At 31.8% G+C, this 3,660-nt stretch carries 2 protein-coding genes and 3 pseudogenes; all 5 read right to left on the reverse strand.

What is annotated here, in order from left to right; all coding sequences use genetic code 11:
• Nucleotides 1-18: 18 nt before the first annotated feature.
• Nucleotides 19-207 (reverse strand): annotated as a pseudogene (locus tag HMPREF2647_RS06875) (undecaprenyl-diphosphate phosphatase); the annotation flags it as partial.
• Nucleotides 208-220: 13 nt separating this feature from the next.
• Nucleotides 221-958: an ABC transporter permease gene (locus HMPREF2647_RS06880; protein WP_000369394.1), complete on the reverse strand. Its 738-nt coding sequence runs from the start codon at nt 956-958 to the stop codon at nt 221-223.
• Nucleotides 951-1,881: pseudogene (locus HMPREF2647_RS06885) on the reverse strand (ABC transporter ATP-binding protein). The gene HMPREF2647_RS06880 and the pseudogene HMPREF2647_RS06885 overlap by 8 nt, the downstream one beginning before the upstream one ends.
• A 115-nt stretch (nt 1,882-1,996) precedes the next feature.
• Nucleotides 1,997-2,878: pseudogene (locus HMPREF2647_RS06890) on the reverse strand (sensor histidine kinase).
• Complete coding sequence (locus HMPREF2647_RS06900) at nt 2,875-3,549, reverse strand: response regulator transcription factor (RefSeq protein ID WP_000866106.1); 675 nt, start codon at nt 3,547-3,549, stop codon at nt 2,875-2,877. The pseudogene HMPREF2647_RS06890 and the gene HMPREF2647_RS06900 overlap by 4 nt, the downstream one beginning before the upstream one ends.
• Nucleotides 3,550-3,660: the final 111 nt, after the last annotated feature.

Genomic DNA, 3,660 nt, shown 5'->3' on the forward strand with positions numbered 1-3,660 from the left:
ATATTATAAATTCAACTTTGCAACAGAACCTCCTAACTGTATTACCACCTTAAAAGTAGTTGCAGACGCACTTCCTAAATCGTCAGCAGTGTTTAACCACATATCATCAACAATAATCATATGACCTGTTGATGATACTGGAGCAAATTCTGTCAACCCTTCAACTACACCTAAAATAAATGCTTTAATCTGCTCTATAAAACCCATTTTTCTCCTCCTTTTAACTTATATCAGTTTTTTTAAAGTATGAGAATAATATAATTACACTGAATATAGATGTAACAATTATGATAATTAAAGATAATAGAAATGGATAAGTATTAGGTAATGTTCCTCTAGATATGTCTCCAACTGCAGCCCAAGGAAATAATCCTCTATGTTCAGAATTAGCAGTCATTAAATTTATCAAAGTAATTATTATGGTTAAAACAATTGTGGGAACATAATTTTTAAAATATATCGACAAAATAATTATTGGTGGAGATAATATCCATAATAACACTCCGCCAATAACAAATGTAAAGAATGAATCAATTATTAAACTCTGGCTTAACCCTTGAAAATGCAATAGCATACCTAGCATTAAAGTTAGCAACCATGCAATAACAGATAGTGTTTGAATCCACAAGAATAATAATATTATTTTACTTACTAAAAAACTTTCTCTAGATATAGGTATAATTAATAAGTTTTTTAAAGTATCTTCTATATATTCTCTTCCAAACAAATAGGCTATTATAACCCCATATAGAGGAGGTCCAATAATTAGCATATGATATAAACTGACTTCTTCAAATAACTGTTTAAATACAATATTAGGAGTCGGTACTTTCGTCCGCATACTAATAAAAGAAGCTACAACCACCATAAAAGGTGCTACGCATGTACCTAAAATACTTATTAGAAACATATATGATCTTTTTAACTTAATAAATTCTGTACGGAGTAGATTATCCAATTGTGCCACCTCCTACTAAGTCTTCGAAATAAGTTTCTAGATTATCTTCTATCACTCTCATCTGGAAAACATCAATATTGTTTAATACTAATAATCTATTAATTTCTTGTTGTCTATCAATATGTGAATAAATTTTAAATTCGCCATTTTCTTTAATTTTATAGTCATAAATTCCGAAGTTAGTTTCCAACAAACATGCAACTTTTTCTTCATCTGATACTGATATACTTATAAATTGTCTGTTCTTTTTTTTTTAAATCTTCATACATAATTTCTTCTAACAAAACTCCGTTATGAATAATACCCACCTTGTCTACTAACTGCTCTATTTCTGACAATATATGACTTGAAATTAAAATGGTTATATTTCTAGATTGAGCCAGATCCTTAATCAACTTTCTAATTTCTTTTATGCCAATAGGATCTAATCCATTCGTCGGCTCATCAAGTATCAATAATTCGGGATTGTGCAATAAAGCTCTCGCAATCCCTAAACGTTGCTTCATACCTAAAGAATAATTTTTAAACAATTTTACTTTTTCAGAAGCTAGTCCTACTATTTCTAACACTTCTTCAATTGCATTTTCTTTTTGTATACCTAATATTTTAGCATTTATAGTTAAGTTCTCTTTAGCTGTCAAATTACTATAAAAACCTGGCGTTTCAACCATAGCACCAATATTTTTTAAAATTTCAGTTTTATTACTTTCGAACTCTTTTTCAAATATTTTAATATTACCTTTCGTAGGTTTAATTAAGCCTAAAAGCATTCTTATAGTAGTTGTTTTGCCTGCACCATTTCTTCCTAAAAAACCATAAATTTGTCCACTTTCAACAGTTATACTCAAATTATTAACTGCTATCTGACTTCCATATTGCTTTGTTAAGTTATTTATTTCAATTATATTATTCAAATTTTTCACCTCTGGCACCTTTCTTAGTTTGTTGTTACCTTTATCTTACGCGCGATTAGAAAAGGCTGCCTTTATCTATTCTTACAAAAACAGCCGCTAATCTTACAAAAATGAAAGATTGGAGTTATTTAAATTGAATGGTGAATATTGAACCATCGTTTAATGTAGATGTAGCACTTACTTTATGGCCTAAGCGCTTTGAGATTGTGCTGACAATATATAAACCAATACCGCTTGATTTCTCACTTATTCTACCGTTATAGCCCGAGAAACCTTTATCAAAGATTTTCGGTAAATCACTCGCATTAATGCCGATACCGTTATCTCGGATTGATAATTTCTTTGTATTTTCGTCAAACGTAATCCACACATCTTTGCCACGTGCATATTTTAATGCATTGTTTAATATTTGCTCAATCATAATTGATGCCCATTTGGCATCTGTTAATATAACCGCTTCACTTTTCTCATAATGCAACTTTGTTTGATGATGAATAAACTGTATCGCATAACGTTTAATCAGTGGTCGAATTAATTCATCTACACTCACTTCCATAAAGACCATGTATGTCTTTTGGTTCATGAGTTTCAAATAGTTCAGTGCAAGATTCGTGTAATTATCAATTTGTAAGACTTCATTACGCACGTTAGAAATCACGTGTTCATCAGGATCTTCAAGCAGTAACTTTGATGCTGTAATCGGTGTCTTGATTTGATGCACCCACATTAAAAAATATGACTCTAACTCACTTTGGTAGTTAATAAAGTCATTACGAAGTTTATGGTTTTCGATTCTTAAATCTTCGTTCTGTTCCTGTAGTGTTTATTCTTTTTTAAAGTTCATGTAATGGATACCCCAGTAAATCATTGAAACAAACAATACAATACCTAGACCAATCATATATGCTTGCATCGGCACATTATACATGAATAATATAAAGTAGAATAAAGCACAAGTAAGGATGACAATATAAATTTCACGTTGGATTGATTTCAAGAAATTCATACGTCACCTACACGATATCCGACATTTTTCTTCGTTTCGATAAAATCTGTAAGTCCTAGTTTTTGTAGCTTTTTGCGTAAACGTGTAATGTTGACAGCAAGCGTATTGTCATCAATGAAGTGTTCTGATTCCCAGCATTTTTCGATTAACGCATTACGACTGACGAATTTGCCCTTGTTCTGGAATAAGCTATGCATGATTTGCAATTCAGTGTGTGTCAGGTCTATGGTTTCTTCATTAAATTTAAGCTTTGCTGCATCAAGTAGTAACTCGCAATCATCTACTGTTAAATTATTAACTTGAGTGGTGAAATCATACGTGCGGCGTAATAGTGCTTGAATCTTAGTAATTGTAACAGTCATATTAAATGGCTTCTCAATGAAATCATCCGCACCCATCTGCATCGCCATTACTTGATCCATACTGTCGTTACGCGAACTAATAAATATAATCGGTACAGTAGAAACTTTACGAATCTCCTGACACCAGTGATAACCATTGAAGGCAGGTAAATTAATATCGAGTAACACAAGTTCCGGTGCATTCGTGTTGAAGGCATCCATTACATGATTGAAACCTTCTATTAAGATCGGTTCTAGCTGCCACTTCTTGAGCTCTTCAGCAAGCATCTTCCCGATAACTAAGTCATCCTCTACGATTAATACTTTCATCATCTCACCACCACAGTCGTTTTTTATTATTATGACATAAATGAGGGGAAGATAAGAAATAATTCTGGCACGGTTTTTGTTGGTTCTGTTGCAAAGTAAAAAATATAGCTA

The sequence above is a fragment of the Staphylococcus sp. HMSC035D11 genome (assembly GCF_001836075.1).
GTDB classification, from domain to species: Bacteria; Bacillota; Bacilli; order Staphylococcales; family Staphylococcaceae; genus Staphylococcus; species Staphylococcus hominis.

Bases quoted from the DNA above. Each gene is read 5' to 3' on its own strand.
- HMPREF2647_RS06900 (WP_000866106.1), bottom strand. From the start codon at position 3,549: ATGAAAGTATTAATCGTAGAGGATGACTTAGTTATCGGGAAGATGCTT.